This is a genomic window from Planktothrix pseudagardhii (assembly GCF_904830925.1).
Taxonomy (GTDB): domain Bacteria; phylum Cyanobacteriota; class Cyanobacteriia; order Cyanobacteriales; family Microcoleaceae; genus Planktothrix; species Planktothrix tepida.
On the sequence record NZ_LR882967.1, the window covers coordinates 5,312,888 to 5,326,830 of the forward strand.

15 protein-coding genes are annotated in these 13,943 nt (G+C 39.6%); 5 read left to right on the plus strand and 10 right to left on the minus strand.

Features of this window, described 5'->3' with window-relative positions:
* The first annotated feature begins 147 nt into the window (after window positions 1–147).
* Complete coding sequence (locus tag NMK36_RS22935; protein ID WP_072718327.1) at window positions 148–1,884, plus strand: pentapeptide repeat-containing protein; 1,737 nt, start codon at window positions 148–150, stop codon at window positions 1,882–1,884.
* Between the two features lie 43 nt (window positions 1,885–1,927).
* Here the strand turns inward: NMK36_RS22935 and NMK36_RS22940 are convergent, their stop codons facing one another.
* From NMK36_RS22940 to NMK36_RS22955, 4 genes are all read right to left on the minus strand, one after another.
* Window positions 1,928–2,122 carry a hypothetical protein gene (locus NMK36_RS22940; RefSeq protein WP_072718326.1) on the minus strand — a complete coding sequence of 65 codons (195 nt, stop codon included), beginning with the start codon at window positions 2,120–2,122 and terminating at the stop codon, window positions 1,928–1,930.
* A gap of 160 nt (window positions 2,123–2,282) precedes the next feature.
* Window positions 2,283–2,576, minus strand: a complete 294-nt coding sequence (locus NMK36_RS22945) for a small RNA NsiR4-regulated ssr1528 family protein (protein WP_072718325.1) — start codon at window positions 2,574–2,576, stop codon at window positions 2,283–2,285.
* Between the two features lie 51 nt (window positions 2,577–2,627).
* Window positions 2,628–4,373, minus strand: coding sequence for a hypothetical protein (locus tag NMK36_RS22950; protein WP_072718324.1), 1,746 nt, complete (start codon window positions 4,371–4,373; stop codon window positions 2,628–2,630).
* 69 nt (window positions 4,374–4,442) lie between these two features.
* Window positions 4,443–5,210 (minus strand): pentapeptide repeat-containing protein, encoded by a 768-nt coding sequence (locus NMK36_RS22955; protein ID WP_072718721.1) that lies wholly within the window; start codon window positions 5,208–5,210, stop codon window positions 4,443–4,445.
* Between the two features lie 213 nt (window positions 5,211–5,423).
* On the opposite strand from NMK36_RS22955, the gene NMK36_RS22960 reads away from it, so the two are divergent.
* Window positions 5,424–5,621: a hypothetical protein gene (locus NMK36_RS22960; protein ID WP_072718323.1), complete on the plus strand. Its 198-nt coding sequence runs from the start codon at window positions 5,424–5,426 to the stop codon at window positions 5,619–5,621.
* 94 nt (window positions 5,622–5,715) lie between these two features.
* Here NMK36_RS22960 and gloA read toward each other — a convergent pair whose 3' ends face one another.
* The 6 genes from gloA to NMK36_RS22990 form a co-directional block, all read right to left on the minus strand.
* A complete protein-coding gene (gene gloA, locus NMK36_RS22965) occupies window positions 5,716–6,153 on the minus strand; it encodes a lactoylglutathione lyase (protein WP_072718322.1) in 438 nt (145 codons plus the stop codon).
* A gap of 121 nt (window positions 6,154–6,274) precedes the next feature.
* Entirely contained in the window at window positions 6,275–7,063 is a 789-nt protein-coding gene (locus NMK36_RS22970; RefSeq protein WP_072718321.1) for an ABC transporter permease, read from the minus strand.
* A 4-nt stretch (window positions 7,064–7,067) separates the two neighbouring features.
* The gene (locus NMK36_RS22975) at window positions 7,068–8,096 is read right to left on the minus strand and encodes a glycosyltransferase family 2 protein (RefSeq protein WP_072718320.1); all 1,029 of its coding nucleotides are present in this window, start codon (window positions 8,094–8,096) and stop codon (window positions 7,068–7,070) included.
* Window positions 8,097–8,607: 511 nt separating this feature from the next.
* Complete coding sequence (locus tag NMK36_RS22980; RefSeq protein WP_254174700.1) at window positions 8,608–10,083, minus strand: carotenoid oxygenase family protein; 1,476 nt, start codon at window positions 10,081–10,083, stop codon at window positions 8,608–8,610.
* Window positions 10,084–10,097: 14 nt separating this feature from the next.
* Entirely contained in the window at window positions 10,098–11,465 is a 1,368-nt protein-coding gene (locus tag NMK36_RS22985; protein WP_254175224.1) for a folate/biopterin family MFS transporter, read from the minus strand.
* 226 nt (window positions 11,466–11,691) lie between these two features.
* Window positions 11,692–12,099: an ArsR/SmtB family transcription factor gene (locus NMK36_RS22990; protein ID WP_254174701.1), complete on the minus strand. Its 408-nt coding sequence runs from the start codon at window positions 12,097–12,099 to the stop codon at window positions 11,692–11,694.
* A gap of 132 nt (window positions 12,100–12,231) precedes the next feature.
* On the opposite strand from NMK36_RS22990, the gene NMK36_RS22995 reads away from it, so the two are divergent.
* From NMK36_RS22995 to thrB, 3 genes are all read left to right on the plus strand, one after another.
* Complete coding sequence (locus NMK36_RS22995) at window positions 12,232–12,399, plus strand: metallothionein (RefSeq protein ID WP_254174702.1); 168 nt, start codon at window positions 12,232–12,234, stop codon at window positions 12,397–12,399.
* A gap of 276 nt (window positions 12,400–12,675) precedes the next feature.
* Window positions 12,676–12,930, plus strand: a complete 255-nt coding sequence (locus NMK36_RS23000) for a DUF7219 family protein (protein ID WP_072718317.1) — start codon at window positions 12,676–12,678, stop codon at window positions 12,928–12,930.
* Window positions 12,931–12,999: 69 nt separating this feature from the next.
* The gene (thrB, locus tag NMK36_RS23005; protein ID WP_072718316.1) at window positions 13,000–13,938 is read left to right on the plus strand and encodes a homoserine kinase; all 939 of its coding nucleotides are present in this window, start codon (window positions 13,000–13,002) and stop codon (window positions 13,936–13,938) included.
* Window positions 13,939–13,943 lie beyond the last annotated feature (5 nt).

The following is a 13,943-nucleotide window of genomic DNA, read 5'->3' on the forward strand; positions in this document are numbered from 1 at the left end:
ACAGATCATTTTGGGTCTGTCTAGGGGTTTAGAAAAAAATGTGGGTTCGGGGTCGTGAGGGAACACCCCCCCTTGTAGAGAACAAACCAAGGTGTATGATTCAGCATAGACCAACGAACCCTTTTTAGCGTCTTCTCAAGCTCTGCCATGAACAGACAAGAACTTTTAGATCGGTATCAAGCGGGAGAGCGCAATTTTACCTATATTAACTTAAGTGGGGCAAATTTAAGTGGTGTCAATTTGCAAGAGATTGACCTCACGGGCGCGAACCTAACAGGCGTAAACCTCAGTTGGGCGGTGTTAAACCAAGCTCAGTTAGTGGGGGCGTGTTTTCGTCGGGCTGATTTACGCAATGCGGTATTAACGCGCAGTAATTTCAATCAAAGTAATTTGAGTGGTGCTAATCTCACTAAAGCAGATTTGCGATTTGCAACGTTGAAACAAGCGGATTTGAATTGGGCGATTTTGACAGAAGCGGATTTAAGTAATACGGATTTAACGGGTGCAAAATTAGATCAAATTAATTTAGAGCAAGCCAAGTTAAATCATGCTTTATTAATGGGTGCAGAATTAATGGAGGCGAATTTAACTCGTGCGAGTTTAATTGCTGCGAATTTAACGGGAACGAATTTGCGAGAATCAAGATTAATTGGTGCAAATTTAAAAGATGCTATTCTCACTCAAGCCAATTTAACCGAAGCTGACTTAAATGGGTCTACGTTACGCTCGGCGAATTTAACCGGAGCCGATATGCACCGAGTGATTTTAACCGGGGCTGATTTAACAGAAGCCATTCTCGATAGTGCGGATTTAAGCCGAGGAAATTTAACCGGTGCTTATTTATTAAAAGCTAGTTTTAAGAAAGCGTATTTATTACGGACAAATTTAGAAGAAGTTTATCTTTTATGGGCAAATTTAAGCGAGGCTAATTTAAGAGGAGCCAACCTACGCAAGGCAGATTTAAGCGGGTCTTATTTAAGCGATACTATTTTAAGTGAAGCCGATTTACGCGATGCTTTATTAATTGAAAGCCATTTAATTAGAACCAATTTAGAAGGCGCTAAATTAACCGGGTGTTGTATTCATAATTGGGAAAAATTAGACGTTGAATTGACTAAGGTAGAGTGTGATTATGTCTATACTCAATTTGATTATACCAGTAAAAAACCCAAAAATCGTTATCCGAGTGATCGAGATTTTTTACCGGGAGAATTAGCCAATGAACCTTCGGAAGATAGCCATTTAATTACAGTAGAATTTATGGAATATCCGAATTGGGAAGCCTTAGTTTATACGTTAGTTAAAGTTGAACAGGAAAGTTATGAACTACAATTAATGATTCAAGGCTTTGAATCCCAACCTGATCAGTTTTTCTTGCAAGTAAAAGCTAATCATTTAGTGAATACGAAATTGTTAGCCGAACAAATTTTAACGTCCTATCTATCGATGAAAAAGAATATTTTACAGAAGCGATCTGATATTTTGGGACTCTTAAATTTAGAAATTCCTATTTTTAATGCCTCCCTAGATTTGCAAGAGATTCCTGAACCTGCCTTACCTCCTCCCCCAGTAGCCGAACATCATAACCATCAAGCTTTATCTCAAGAAATTTCTCGTCAAATTCAATCGATTTTGCGATCGCAAGAACCTGAAAAATTTGTCGTTAGCGTGCAAAGATTATTAGATTTTTTAACTAAAAATGGGGTAGAACTCGAAGAAATTCAACATCAAGTGATTATTCAAGGAATTGTTCAACGTGCACAACAGGAACCTTTGTTTAAAGAAAATCTATTTCGTTGGGAACAAACTGCAAATCCATCGGAACGGGTTTCGTTAATGGGGGAATTAGTTCGATTTGCGATCGCACTTTTATGGGAAAAATAAATAGCTGATTTTTCAGGGGTGAATTCTTGTTTAGTGTCTAATACTACCACCACCAACGGGATGTCCAGAAGCGATCGCCTAAAAGCCAAGCTAAAACGCCACAGAGGAGTCCACCGATTACAAAAGCCATCAGAAAAGATTGAGGAAACCGCAACGCAGACAAAAATCCACCAATAATAAAACCACAGCCAAATCGAGCAATAAAAGTAATCCAATCAAATTTTGGAGGTGATGTCATAAGGGTTTTAATAAAAACGACATATTTTTACCCGCTTTTGGGGAATAGGACGCTTCACCCCCATTTACTGATCAAATCAGGGTCAAAGTGTCCTAGTAAACCCGAAAATTTTAATATTCCGTTATAAAGATGCTCTTCTTCATGTCTTTGTGGTTCCCTATTATTTACCGCCGTAATAAAATAGGATTTCTTTATCTTTTAACCCTTGAAATCCCGCATCAATTAAGAGTTGATTCAGTTCATCTTGAGCAATATGTTTAGCCCCAATGCGAACAATTCGAGACCGCATCGTATTGCTAACACCACTGCGTTGACGTCCGGCTTCTAATCCCATTACTTTATTGTAGAGATCCAGTTTCAGGGGAGGAATCGGTGTACCATCAAAATCAATTCCTTTAGCGATCGCCACATCAATTGCATCTGCGCCTGTCGTTGTATTAGCTTCCGAAGACATAAGATAATTCCGATTTCATCTTTTAACCCTTCTATTCTACCCTAATCCGGTTTAACGATACATTTGAGTTTCTAAATCTTTGATGACTCGTTGCTTATCTGGTTGTCCTTTTAAAAGTTTTAACAGTCCTAAACCTTGATGAATTGGTTTATTATTCGCAGGTTCAGCCAAACCACTCACCCCATCTATCTCATCCATAATTGTACGATAAAATGCTGCGCCAAATAAATGATGAATGGGTTTTTCATCTTCTCCAAAGGAACCCACCGCCATCCAATTATTTCCGATTGCTGTAGACTGATTTCCGGTTTCAGAAACCGCCGGAATTCCCAATTTAATTTTATCAGGGGTTGACCCTTGTGCGACTTGAGCAATCGCCACCCTAGCCGTCATTTCTACTAAAGGAACTGCACCTTTAATCATTACATTTCCTGATAATAATCCTAATCCTCCTCGCGACACAGAATTATAAGATTTTTCTGCTAATCGTTCAATTTTAACTTCAGCAATATCAATCTGTTGAATCCCCGTTGCGGGATAATCTTGAGTATTTTCCAAGATAGATTTTAGGGTGGCTTGAATGATTTTAAAGCCTTCTAAATAGTCATCACTATCAAACTCATTCTTTAAGGGGGAATCCGGTTTACGAATTAATTGATAAATCACTTTCCCAATCGCTGGAATTTCAGCCTTCATCATCCATTCATCTAAGGCAACTAAGGTTAACACATCGATAACATTTTGCCCTTCTCGAAGTTGAATATAGGTTTTAGCGTATCTTTTTTGATCAGACTCTGATAACTGGGATTGATTATAAATGGCATTAATAATCAGAATATCCAAGGCTAAAACCCTGGAGGTTACACTAGCGCGTAAATAGTATTTTTTTAAGTCTGCTTTCAAGGATGAATTGAGAATAATCGCATCAATTTTTGTTAACGCCTCTAAATCAGGAACCGCTTCCCCAGAACGAACATACTGATAGGTTCCTTTTAATCGCATTCTCTCATCTAAATCTAAATTCGATGTTTCTAATGCCTTTTCTAAGCACTGTTCTAAACCCAAAGACCGGGAATGATGACTAGCAATAATATAGCGTTGACCCATATCCGAATAAAGTTTAGAGGTCAGAACTAAATAATCTAATAAATCTAAAGCGGTAAAATCTTGAGTAGCTTGCACATTATTTAGACGGTTATAAGCTTCTAAACACCTAATTTTAGTTTGTTCATACAACGGAACTTGATTCATTAAACGATTGATCTGCCGATCTAAATTGACTTCAGAATTATAAAAGGTATGCAGCACCAAAAACGCATCATTACCTTGGACTCCACATCCTTTCATTCGTAAATTAGCGCCTTCTGTGCGGTTGGGAGGAATTCTAACGGTATAGGTTTTTCCACTTTTTAAGGTAACGGTTTGATTGCCTCCTTGATAAGCCGTTTGATAGGAAATAAAAATATGATAAAGTTCATCTAAGCTCCAATCCGGTGCATTAGGATTCGGGTTTAACGGTTCTTCTGATTCTGAACCCAAATGATCCACCCAATCTTGACCTTTTTTCCACGTCGATTCTACAGAATGGGCTGCCGTCTCTCTAATAGTTTTTCCCGCTTCCGTCGCTTTATGGCTAATCGTTTCTCCTAGATTTGATACGGACTGTTTGGCGGCTTCTGTGGCTTTTTCCGTTAAAGATTTACTGGTATTTGCTGCGGTTTGACTTACACTGTCTTTCAAACCCCCTGCTTTTTGAGTGATAGAATTCCATAAGGATTTATTTTTGCGATCGCTCATCGATTTACTCCCTCTTCAACGGCCTGAAAACCATGATATAGCAGATTGTTTGATTGAAACTCAGTTGAGTTAGAACAATAATCTTAATAACATCGGTGCGGCTGTTTCTAACATCCCCAAAAATCCACCCCTGGGTTTATTCGTGTCAGGATTTTGTCGGTATTCCAAGGTTTCTACTAACTGGAGTGAAATTTGTTCTCCCTCTGGAGAATTTAAGGTTTTATACAATTGTTGAGCTTGTTTTGCATCTCCAATTGCCCCGACTAAATCTCCTAAATCTGCCCGTGCCATACTTCGACCAAAATAGGCTGCCGCTAAATTGGGATCGAGTCTTAAGGCTTGATTATAAAAATCAATGGCATTGACATAATGACCTGACTTGGCTTCCGTCACCCCTAAACGGTAAAAGTCCTCAGCACTGCCACTATTGGCAGGAAGCCCGACCACACCCACTAACTGAGCATTGTTGAGACTTTTAGGATCTAAAATCGCATTAGTGAGATAGGAACTTCTTAAATCTGTTCCATTAAGAATAGCCCCTGTGAGATTGGCACCCGTTAAGTTAGCCCCAAATAAACTCGCTCCAGTCAAGTTAGCCCCTCGCAGATCTGCCCCTGTTAGGTTTGAGCGACTGAGATTAGCACCTACCAGGTTGGCTCCATTGAGATTAGCACCGACTAAATTAGCCAGTACCAAACCCGCACCACTGAGATCACAGTTCTGACATTGTTTTGTGGCGAGAAGTTTTTGAGTTTCTTCTAAATTTTCTGCTTTTGCTGGAGTTAGAGGACTCAGTACCACTAACAAAGCAACACCAGCTATCATTCTCTGTTTCATAGGACAGATGGCAAAAAAGGGCGTTGTCGCTATCATAAAATATTTTCAGGGTTTTTGCTATCTGCTGACTAGAAGTTAGGAGTTAGCAGTATTGATAAGAATCACAGTTAAACTGTGAATTTGATCACACCTATAGGGGTTTTTGCGTCACTGCCAAAGAGGGGAATTGAAGGAATAATAAGAACCAAGATCAGCTGCGTGTAGGTGATACCCATGTTGGTGAGTGAATCCACAGTTAGTATCGAAGGATTGGTGAATCAAATTTTTTCTTCGCGCAAAATCACCCGAAGTGACCAACGAGTCCTGATGTCGTTATTACTCTCCAAAAACGACTTAAGCTTAGAAGAACATTCCTATATTGATCAAGTCTTTGAACGCCTTCGGCGAGGATTAATTCATGTTGTAGATTAATGATTGATCAATCCTGATGAAATCTCCTCAACAAAAATTTACTTTAAAAATTCTGTCCCTCCCCTGAATAAGGGGAAGGTTAAGGCGGGTTTAATTAAGATGCTGTCGAAGCAGTAACAGCAGTTTCTTTTTCAGAATTAGACCCCTGAGTTCCTAACTGAATCAGTTCAATTTTATAACCATCGGGATCTTCCACAAAGGCGATAACTGTTGTTCCGTGTTTCATGGGGCCAGGTTCACGAGTAATTTTACCCCCTGCGGATCTAATTTGTTCACAAGTTCGGTAAATATCATCGACACCCAGGGCGATATGACCATAACCTGTGCCGATTTCATACTGTTCTACCCCCCAATTATAGGTTAACTCAATCACGCTCTGCTCGGATTCATCACCATAACCCACAAAAGCTAACGTAAATTCACCCCCTGGATAGTCTTTTTGACGCAGCAGTTTCATTCCTAAAATATCGCAGTAAAACTTGAGAGAGCGGTCTAAGTTTCCGACCCGTAACATCGTATGAAGGAGTCTCATGTTGATCTAGTCCTGATGATTGATTTAAGATGCATTTCATTATATTAATAAAACCGATTAAATCGTAGTAAGCCCTTTAGGGCTTTTTCTTAGAAACAGAGTCCTGAAGGACTCACTACTTTTAGGCCCCCATTCCTGAATATTGTTTTAGTCCTTGTTTCCATAACCAACGATTGATGATAAAAAATAAGGTTCCCCACAAGAATATCATCAATAAACCTCGAACTATATCAACGGGAAATCCTACAATAATAGAAGCTGGAAAATAAACCAGATAGGGAAAGGGAGTCCATAAGGTCAGTTCCCGAATCAAGGGCGGAAACACTTCTAAAGGCGCAATGATTCCTGATAGAAATAAATAAGGTAAAGACCAAATTTGTTCAATAGCACTCGCTCGTTCTGTCCAAAAGGAAAATAAAGCCAAGGTATATTGAATAATAAATCGCAGCATAAAAGCCAGGATTAAGATTAATAAAAATAATAAGCTTTGTCCTAAACTGGGTATCCAAAAGGATTGAGGATAAAGGGCAAAAAATAAAAGAATTAGCCCTGCAATAAAGGGAAGACGAGCAAATCGTTCCGCAATATGGCTGAGAAAATGATGCCATACGGGATCAATGGGCTGTAATAATCGAGGGGATAGTTTCCCTTGAACGACTTCTTTTTCAAATTCCCAAATGACCCAAACAACATTAGCTTGTCTAACAATAAAGGCGGCTAAAAAATATCGAGCAAATTCAAGTTCACTCAGTTCAATATTTTGGGTTTGGGAGGCTTTAATCCAAATTCCCATTAAAATAAAAGGCAAGGAACCAGACAATGCCCATAAAAATAGTTCGGCTCGATATTCAACCATGTAGGCATAGTATGTTAGCAGTAAAGTTTGAGCTATTTTCAAAATATATTTCATAAAATTATTCAATCAAAATTATTTTTTTTATTAAAGGTTTGGGTTCTTTGTTGAGCATAAATAATTGTTTGATTTTTAACCATTGCTGTTTTCGATTTAAAATGGAAGACAGTAACAATTTCCAAGCTTTGGGAGATAAAATAGAGGCTGATGACAAAGAAAAGGCATTCACTATTTTAGCTTTTTTGAGGGCGACAATACTCCAATGTAATTTGAGATAATTACGGATATCTTGAAGAGTAGGAAGATGGATTTTATGTTCTCTCTGAACCAGTTGATAAAGTTTTTCTTTGATTAATATATTTGTATCCAGTCGTTTTTCTAAAGAAATCTTTTGATTATAAGCTCCGGGCCATATTGTTCGATAAGCTAAACATTTATTAATAAAAATGGCATCGCCAAATTGAGAAATTCTAATCCAAGAATCAATATCATCACAGTTAGCATCTAAACTGGAATCCCATCCCCCGGAGTGAATAAATGCGTCTTTGCGATAGGCGACTTGAATGGGCGTTCCAAAGGGAATTTGCTCGAGAAGCATTCCATAATGAATGTCTTCTTGGGGAATATAAAATACTTTTCCAGGGCCAATAATTCGAGTTCGACTAAGTTCTTTTTCGCTGGGATCAACTTGGGCAGCTTGACACGAACAAATCACAACTTGGGATGTAGACGTTTGACTTTTATGAATTTGATAGGCACTAATTGCCTGAATCATTTCTTCAATACAATCTGTTGCTAAATAATCATCATCATCTACGGGTTTAATCCACTCTCCAGACGCTACAGCAACTCCTGCGTTCATCGTGGCTGAATGACCTTGATTAGTAAGGTTGCGATGATAAACCAGTCGATAATCCTCTTTGGTTTTTAAGGATGCCGATAATTCTCGAACATACTCTTCAGTACCATCCGTTGAACAATCATCAGCAACAACCACTTCACACGGCACAGTTTGATTTAATGCACAATCAATTGCCCGTTTCAGTAAAGTTATTCGATTATAGGTTGTAATCACGATGCTAAATTTCATCGTACTGCCTCGCTTAAGAGTCTGCTCATTCAGTTGTTATTTAGCCTAACACATCTGCTCACTCTTCAGGAATTGATGAGCTACGCTTGTGTTTTAGATGTGTTTAAAAAGTTGTCTTAGTCTCGATTTTTGAAAGGCAGATTACAACGTCTAAGTTAAACAAAAAATTAACGTTTATAAATAAGTTCTATTTTTAAGAAAAAATAAATTTAATAACAAGTAAATTATTAATTTTTTTTATAAAAACTCTTCCTAAAAAAGTTAACTAATCAATTTTTATCCAAGATCCAGTGATAGAATTTAATGATTAATTAACTTTTGAGAAAAAGTATACCAGATTTATTCCTCTGTTGACAAGTATAACAACGCTTCCCAATCTTCTGCTTGAGCCAAGCATCCTTTTACCGCAGTCTCTTGTCAAGGTTAGTCCCTATAAAAAAATTCTACGCCTCTTTCTGGGTCAGGAGAACGTAGAACCTAAAAGTTATAAAATTTAACAATTATTCCTCCCTTAAGGGGTTACAAAAGTGCCGTGTAAACCGTAAGGAATATGATGTTTTAAGTGTAATCGGGCAATCACTCCTTGAGTCAAGTCTCGACTATCCAAAATCACAATATCTGAACGATGGTGATGGGAATCATAGACCACCGTTAATAGCCATCCATCATCTTCTGCGATCGCATTTTTACGCGGAACAAATACAGGTTCACTCACAAATCCTTCCGGTGCAGCGCTCCACAATTGACGCTGCTGGGTGTTTAAATCTAGTTTGAGAATTGCTTGTAATGGTGCATTTCCTTGAGGAGAATGGGCGGCTCCTAAATATAAATAACGGTAAGGTCTACCCATTAAATTCGGATGTAAAGCTGGAAATTCACAACAGCGAGATTCAATTCTCTCCCTCTCTACTTTTTCAGTAGTTAAATCTAAAGAAAAACGCCAGAGTTGTCCCGGATCTAAACGAGAAAAATCCGTTTCTCGATAATCGTCATTGGGGCGAACTTCGGGGAGGGATTCATAACAGATAGAATCTACAATAATTCTATCTTGATCTTCATAAGCATTGGCGTGATGGAATACAAAACCCGATGAGGTTTCAAAATATTTAATTTTGCCCGAATTACGGGGAATCACAATAATTTTAGTCGGTTCTTTGGGTTCAAATTTAATACATTCCCCTGCTCCTGAGAATCCCAATAAATAGGGAATGGGATTAAATTTTACTGGATTTTGGAAGAAAATACAATAATTTGGAGTCATGGCAAAATCGTGAATAAAGGCAAATCCTGGAACAGAATGAACCTGTTTTTTCAGTAACTTTCCTTGACTAGAAATTTCATAAATTGTAATCAGGGTGGATAATTTCGGTTTAATCGAAAAATTGACTAAACACGGTTCACCGCCATTTTCTTCACAATTTGGATCAATCCTAACATGAGCCGCAAACCCATCTCCGGGTTCTAAAATCCCATCTAAATCATCAATTCCTATAGTTTCTAAGGTATGCGGATCAAGTCGATACGGTTGAGCCGCTTCCCACAACGCCAAGAGTTTTCCCGCCCAATAAATGACTTGAGTATTGGCAATATTTTTAATTCGTAAATCCATAAAATTTGCCAACCATCCCCCCGGTTTTTGGGTTCCAAAAACACCCCGATAGAGAATTTTTCCTGCTTTTTGTTCTTCTACATAACCTTGGGTTCGCACAAATCGATTACAATAATGGGCGCGACCGTTGGTAAAACGAATCGCAGATATCATGCCATCCCCATCAAAAGGATGACGAAAAGCTTGTCCATTAATCTCTAATAAACCGGGGCCATTGCGATAAAGGGTTCCTTCTAATTCGGGAGGAATTTCTCCCTCAATATCATCAATCCAGTAATCATATTCATTCGGTTGAGACAGATAACCTTTTTGCCAAGCTTGGAGATCGTAGGATAAGGAGTCAGAGGAATTTAAAGAGGTAGAAATCAGATTCTGCATTTGAGATAATCAGGTTAAAGGTTGACAGTTAATTGTTCCCGTTCAGAGGGGGCAAGGTTAAGACTTAAAGGTTCCATTTCTGCATTATTATCGGGCAACCAATGAATAAAAAGAAGTGGTAATAAGGTGCTAAGATTGGTTACAATTACCAAGAGCCATAATTGGTTAAAGTTGGTTTCAGTAATTCCAAACCAATGGGTCAGTAAAGCCCCCAATTGATAAGAAATTAATACGGCTAAATTGGAAACAGACATTAATAAGGCAAATAACGTGGCTTCTACCCCAGGGGGACATAAACGGGCTGATAATACTAAAACAGGCATATAGGCAATTTGTCCCATGACAGCCAAAATCAAACTATCTCCTAAACTAAACCAATGATCATCAATCCCTAAAGCACGATTAGTATGGGTCACTAATAACAACATGGTCATCCCTAATACCGTTGAGATCAGGGTTGACCAGAAGAAGATGTTCCGAAAGGAAACCGACTTAAGAAAGCGTTGAAATAACCAAACTCCCACCAAAGAAGCAAAACTGGTCACTAAACGAACTCGCCCTAAAAATTCCGGTTGAAATCCTAATTCATTCGTCGTAAAAAAGAAAAAAGCAGCATCAGCCGTTGGTGTTGATTGCAAAACAAAAATAAAGGCTGTAGGCAACCAAATTGATTTTTGTGTTAGGGCTTGACGCAAATTTTTGAGTTGAGATTTGATTCTTTTCCCGTTTAAGTTTTCCGGTATCACTTCTTCTGTAATCAATCCGGTGACTAAGGAAACAATTAAGGGAAAAGTAGCGGTCATGAGAAATATTGTTTGGGGGTTAAATTTTTCTAACAGAAAACCGCTTAAATAAGCTGTAATTAATCCTCCTATTGCCATTGATCCCCAACAGGCTGATTGTAAAGACCCGATATGACTAATAGATTCATGACGCGCTCGTTCCACAACCAAAGAATCAACAATCACATCGCTAATTGCCACAGAAAGGGAACTTAATATAATTACACCCGCAGCCACCCAGGGAGTATGCACAATTGTAGCCAGGGCCACCCAGGATGAGGCTCCTAATAGTCCCGATAGAATTAAATAGGGCCGACGACGATAGCCAAAAATGGGTAAACCGTCGGAAATGAACCCAAATAAAGGTTTTATAACCCAAGGCAGGGGGACAATTCCCAGTAAAACCGAGACTTCCACTGGACTCATCGCCAATTCATCCTTGAGGAAAAAACTCACTGCTAAACGAGCCAGTCCTAAGATTCCTTGGACAAAGTACACCAGTAAAATGGCGATCAGTTCTGGGGTGGGCTCATTGTCAAAAAATAGGGTCTTCTGAAAGAATTGCTGGAGTTTCTCGATGCTTGTTGAAGCCATCAGGATTAAGTTAAGAAAGATTAAGAAATGTGAATATCTTGATCATAACCTGTGGACTGTTGAATGGGGACGTTGCCCATTCCCGATGATCTGATTGGGTGACACGGGAGCAAAAATATGAGTTTTGAGTCTATAGACTTGGGATTCTACAAAAATAAAAGGAGCTTATCCAATCAACTGCTGATCCAGAAGATCGGCAGTTTTTCTGTTGAGCCGGGAAGCAGGAAGGCTCTTACTCCTCATCGAGATGTTCAGCAACGGCTTGGTAGAGTTCGAGAACATGGTGATCTTGTAGGCGATAATAAACTTTACGGCCTTGTTTTTGATAACTGACAAGTCGCATTGTTCTCAAGACGCGCAATTGATGAGAAACGGCGGATTCACTCATCTCTAAAATTTGGGCTAAATCGCAAACGCAGAGTTCCTGTTTTGCCAAGATTGATAATAACCGTAACCGATTGGCATCCCCCAAAAGACTGAAAAATTCTGCCATCCGTTGGGCTTTTTCCAGATGTAAACCTTGATGTTTTAAAGGATTAATCTGCTCAATATCAATAATCGGGTGTAAATCACAGTTGGGTGTTTCAATTTGTTCCCGGTGTTGAACGGCTACTTGACTTTGATCAGATTCAGATTGCATTCCGCATAAATTCTGAGTGGGTCTATTCCATCTTCATTTTAGGGGAAATCTACAGTTTTCGTTGCTCTTGACAAACACCTGAATATATGTTCATATATATTATATAAATTCACTTCCCCCAAGGAGAGCCTGATGACAACTGTGACTCAAATGAAATGCGCTTGTTCATCCTGTCTGTGCATTGTCTCCCTGACCGATGCGGTGCTTAAGGAAGGAAAATATTATTGCTGTGATGCCTGTGCTAATGGTCATCCCGAAGGCAGTTCCTGTTGTGGTCATCCCGGCTGTGAGTGCCACTAATTGTTAAAAATACCCATACAGAACAAGCCTAGCTGATGAGTTGCTAGGCTTTAATTTTTGAGTGTCCTGGGATTCAGGATTCTATGCAATTTCGTTAAAATTAAATCTAAAATTAAATCTTAGAATTCATTCAATATTAAGTTATGCTAAGTATAATAAGGGTTTTGCCCAATAAAATATCAACTCGTCCTTAACCCGTTTTATCCTCTCAGTGGTGGTCAATGGCTCATTGTCCGTCCATCTCAACCCCACAGTCCTATTCTTTGGGAGATAGCTATGTCAGAACGTGATGATTTCCTGTTTCCGCGCAGTCGCTACCACGGAGAATTTACGCCTGAGAAGTTGGTTTTTAATTCCAACTTGCAGGAATTTGCCCAGCGAGTCAACTATATTTGTGGACTGGAAACAAACGGAAAAGTAACCTCAGAGGAAGCTTATCAACAAATCAAACATCTTTGGAAAAAATTACGCTCATCAAAAAAAAGCCTAGGAATTGGGCAATCTCCTGATGAACCCCCGGAAAATCGTTGATCTCTAACGATGAGGAGGCATTGTCGGCTAAGATCACAAGTTGCCTATTTGTTATTTTAGATCGATAAAATGCCTAGCACGTTTACTGTCACCGTTCCGGCAACCACCGCCAACTTAGGGCCAGGATTCGATTGTATTGGAGCCGCCCTAACCTTATACAATACCCTGCAATTTTCCCCCCTAGAAACCTCCACAAACCAGACGCTTCGCATTACGGTTCACGGCACAGAAGCGGCAGGAGTGCAAACGGATGAAAGTAACTTGGCTTATCAAGGCTTTGTGAAGCTTTATCAACATCTGGGTCAAACCCCCCCTCCCGTTCAAATTAAGATTGATTTAGGGGTTCCTTTAGCAAGGGGTTTAGGAAGTTCGGCTACGGCTATTGTTGGGGGACTGGTGGGGGGTAATGCGTTAGCCGGAAATCCTTTGAGCCCAATGGATATCCTGCAACTGGCCGTTGAAATGGAAGGGCACCCGGATAATGTGGTTCCGGCGTTATTGGGAAATTGTCAATTATCCGTCTCCAGAGGGGAAAACAGTCCAGGGTGGGAAATTTGCGAAATTCCTTGGCATTGTAAGATTGTACCCGTTCTGGCAATTCCCGATTTTGAACTCTCAACGGCAGAAGCCCGAAGCGTTTTACCCCAAACCTATAGTCGGGGAGATGCTATTTTTAATACAGCCCATTTGGGGCTATTAATTCGGGGCTTAGAAACCGGAAACCCTGAATGGTTAAGGGTTGCACTACAGGATAAAATTCACCAACCCTATCGACAAGCGTTAATTCGAGGCTTTGATCAAGTTCGTGCTGCTGCGTTGAATGGGGGTGCTTGTGAATTAGTGATTAGTGGTGCTGGGCCAACGTTATTGGCGTTAACGGACGAGACCTCTGCCGATGGGGTTGCAGAAGCGATGACCCAAGCTTGGCAACAAGCAGGTGTTCACCCACAGGTTAAAGTTCTGCAACTGGATACTCAGGGGGCAACGGTTCAGTCATCGGTTTTGTAATCTCT

Excerpts from the sequence above, each read along its gene's own strand:
- NMK36_RS22945 (WP_072718325.1), bottom strand. The coding sequence starts at position 2,576 with ATGTCTTCGGAAGCTAATACAACGACAGGCGCAGATGCAATTGATGTG.
- NMK36_RS22960 (WP_072718323.1), top strand. The coding sequence starts at position 5,424 with ATGTTGGTGAGTGAATCCACAGTTAGTATCGAAGGATTGGTGAATCAA.
- NMK36_RS23000 (WP_072718317.1), top strand. The coding sequence starts at position 12,676 with ATGTCAGAACGTGATGATTTCCTGTTTCCGCGCAGTCGCTACCACGGA.
- NMK36_RS22975 (WP_072718320.1), bottom strand. The coding sequence starts at position 8,096 with ATGAAATTTAGCATCGTGATTACAACCTATAATCGAATAACTTTACTG.
- NMK36_RS22935 (WP_072718327.1), top strand. The coding sequence starts at position 148 with ATGAACAGACAAGAACTTTTAGATCGGTATCAAGCGGGAGAGCGCAAT.
- NMK36_RS22995 (WP_254174702.1), top strand. The coding sequence starts at position 12,232 with ATGACAACTGTGACTCAAATGAAATGCGCTTGTTCATCCTGTCTGTGC.
- NMK36_RS22940 (WP_072718326.1), bottom strand. The coding sequence starts at position 2,122 with ATGACATCACCTCCAAAATTTGATTGGATTACTTTTATTGCTCGATTT.
- gloA (WP_072718322.1), bottom strand. The coding sequence starts at position 6,153 with ATGAGACTCCTTCATACGATGTTACGGGTCGGAAACTTAGACCGCTCT.
- NMK36_RS22990 (WP_254174701.1), bottom strand. The coding sequence starts at position 12,099 with ATGCAATCTGAATCTGATCAAAGTCAAGTAGCCGTTCAACACCGGGAA.
- NMK36_RS22955 (WP_072718721.1), bottom strand. The coding sequence starts at position 5,210 with ATGAAACAGAGAATGATAGCTGGTGTTGCTTTGTTAGTGGTACTGAGT.
- thrB (WP_072718316.1), top strand. The coding sequence starts at position 13,000 with ATGCCTAGCACGTTTACTGTCACCGTTCCGGCAACCACCGCCAACTTA.
- NMK36_RS22980 (WP_254174700.1), bottom strand. The coding sequence starts at position 10,083 with ATGCAGAATCTGATTTCTACCTCTTTAAATTCCTCTGACTCCTTATCC.
- NMK36_RS22950 (WP_072718324.1), bottom strand. The coding sequence starts at position 4,373 with ATGAGCGATCGCAAAAATAAATCCTTATGGAATTCTATCACTCAAAAA.
- NMK36_RS22970 (WP_072718321.1), bottom strand. The coding sequence starts at position 7,063 with ATGAAATATATTTTGAAAATAGCTCAAACTTTACTGCTAACATACTAT.